This window comes from Sinomonas sp., from assembly GCF_051955515.1.
In the GTDB taxonomy this organism is placed as follows: domain Bacteria; phylum Actinomycetota; class Actinomycetes; order Actinomycetales; family Micrococcaceae; genus Sinomonas.
The window spans coordinates 1-2,539 of sequence record NZ_JBQCGQ010000016.1; the positions used below are offsets into that span (position 1 = coordinate 1).

Annotated in this window: 3 protein-coding genes; 1 reads left to right on the top strand and 2 read right to left on the bottom strand. The window is 64.4% G+C overall.

Annotated features, from left to right (window positions below):
- Positions 1-317, bottom strand: a 317-nt coding sequence (locus ACTHL9_RS00870; protein WP_440516737.1) for a hypothetical protein, incomplete at its 3' end; no start/stop codon positions are given.
- A 444-nt stretch (positions 318-761) separates the two neighbouring features.
- Here ACTHL9_RS00870 and ACTHL9_RS00875 point away from each other — a divergent pair.
- A complete protein-coding gene (locus tag ACTHL9_RS00875) occupies positions 762-2,015 on the top strand; it encodes an ISL3 family transposase (RefSeq protein ID WP_440516738.1) in 1,254 nt (417 codons plus the stop codon).
- A gap of 329 nt (positions 2,016-2,344) precedes the next feature.
- Here the strand turns inward: ACTHL9_RS00875 and ACTHL9_RS00880 are convergent.
- Positions 2,345-2,539 (bottom strand): hypothetical protein (locus ACTHL9_RS00880; protein ID WP_440516739.1); only part of this gene is annotated, 195 nt, incomplete at its 5' end.

Here is a 2,539-nt window from a genome sequence, read left to right on the forward strand (position 1 = left end):
AGGACGCGCCGACTGCGCTCGGGCTCGCGCACGAGGCAGCGGCGCGCCGACTCGAGACCCTCGAGCATGGTCGGCGAAAGCGCCATGTCGCCAAGCCCAAACGTCCATCCCCCCTCGCTCTCCTGCTGAACCCGAAGCGGCCTAGGCTGCTCGAGTTCGCGCATGAGTTCGAGATACCCGGATTGGATCGCGAATCGATCCCAATCGGAGTTTGGCTCGTTCCGGCGCACTACTTCCAGGGCGGTATGAAGTTGGGGGATCGTGGTCTTCGGATCCGTCGCCCAGTCGGCGAGCCGTCGCGGCAGCGTACGGTTCACCCTCTTGGCCCAATAACGCAGACGCGGGCCGCCCCGCCGCCTCATGTGAGTGATCATGCGGAGGACCGCGCGATGACAGTTCCAGGCGCCCGCCGTGTCGCCGCTCTCTTGACGCCTGCTCGCCTCAAGGAAGGCCACCGAGTCCAAGTTGTTAGGGATCTTCCGCAGAATTCGTGGGTTGATTGTGCCGTCGTGATTGCCCCGGGGGAGGAACCAGAGGCCCCAGTTTCCTCCCCCGGACCCCCTCTTCCTTCCCTCTTCCCTGTTACCGACTCGGCCCCCACGGGACGGCGCGGGCGAGCCTGTTGCCAGCCGGAATCCGGGTCCCGCGTCGCCGTCTGCTTCCCTCCCACTCCTGACCTATTCGCTCCGCCCTCGTGCACCGCGTGTGACCCCCGAGTAAGAAGGGCTGTCCCGACCTTCTCAACCCGGAGGCCCCACGCGATGCTCCTCCAGACTATTCTCAACCACGTCGCCCCGCAAAAGTCCTTCACCTATGGCGTCATCTCCTGGGCCAAGGACGGCGACCACTTGGCCCTGGAAGTCGCGATCGAGCCACGCCGCGCCACTCGTCCCATCTGCTCCGGTTGCCACCGCAAGCGGCCGGGCTACGATCGGCTCCCGCCGCGGCGCTACCAGTTCGTTCCACTCTGGCAAATCCCCGTGTTCTTTCTGTACGCACCGCGCCGCGCCGACTGCCCGCTCTGCGGCGTCACGGTCGAGGAGGTCCCCTGGAGTGATGGCAAGAGCCCGCTCACCATCGCCTACCGCTGGTTCTTGGCCGGCTGGGCTAAGCGGCTCTCGTGGCAGGAAGTCGCCTCGGCATTCCACACCTCCTGGGAAGCCGTCTACCGCTCGGTCCAGTACGCTGTGTCGTGGGGCCTGGAGCGCCGCAAATTGAGCGGGATCCAGGCCATCGGCATCGATGAGGTCCAATGGCGGCGCGGACACCACTATCTGACCGTCGTTTACCAGATCGATCCCGGTACGAAGCGATTGCTTTACGTCGCCCTCGATCGAACCGAGGACAGCCTGCGCGGCTTCTTCCTGATCCTCAGCGACGACGACCGCAAGACGATTCGCTTCTTCTGCAGTGACATGTGGAAGCCCTACCTGAACGTCCTGGCCCAGGAGGTCTCCGAGGCGACCCACGTCCTGGACCGGTTCCACATCATGCAGGCGATGAACAAGGCCATCGACGAGGTGCGCGCCGAGGAGGCGCGACGCCTGAAGCGGGACGGCTATGAGCCGATCCTGAAGCGCGCCCGATGGTGCCTGCTGAAACGGCCCGAGAACCTGACGAAGAAGCAGACCGTCAAGCTGGCCGAGCTGCTGAAGTACAACCTGCGATCGGTTCGAAGCTACCTGTTGCGCGAGGACTTCCAACGGTTCTGGACCTACCAGTATGCGGGATGGGCGGGGCGCTTCTTGCGCGAGTGGTGCACACGGACCCTGCGCTCGCGGATCGAGCCGATGAAGAAGGTGGCCCGGATGCTCCGCAGTCATGAGACGTTGCTCCTGAACTGGTTCCGTGCTCGGGGGAAGGTCTCGGCCGGCGTGACCGAGGGCCTCAACAACAAGCTGAAACTGACCACGAGAAAGGCGTATGGTTTCCGGACCCTCGATGCGGTGAGAGCCGCGTTATATCACAACCTCGGCGATCTACCGGAGCCGAAGTCCGCCCACAAATTCTGCTGAGGAGGCAGAACTTGTAGGGGTCATCGGCCGCCGGCCCGAACGAACGCTCAGGTATCAAGGCGGCTTGACCCGGACAAGAGCGCATGTCGGCCGAGTTGGGCCGGATCGGGTGAGGCCCCGGTCGGCGGCGTAGCCGGCCACTCGATCATCGTGGATCACAGATCTTCGTTGTCTCCGTCTCGATCGGGCTCAGGAGAATCGTCACTCGGCATCTCTCTCGAACGAGCTGGTTGACCGAGAATCCAGCAGGTCTGGAGCAACCCCTTCATGAATCCGCCTCGACGATGGTTCGGCAGACCTCGCACCGGACGTCCCAGCACGGGCACGGACTATCGACATCCGTCCGCGAACCAGGGATCGACGGGTGAGCCGGTTCGCCGGCGCGTCGGCGTCATGAATCGAGCCTCGAGCCAGACGATCGCGATGACCGATCGGAGCCGATGCACGGCGGCGGACAAGCCGGCCGCCGCCCCGGATGCCCGATCGGCATGAGCCGGAAAGACAAGGTACAGAGATGAATATCG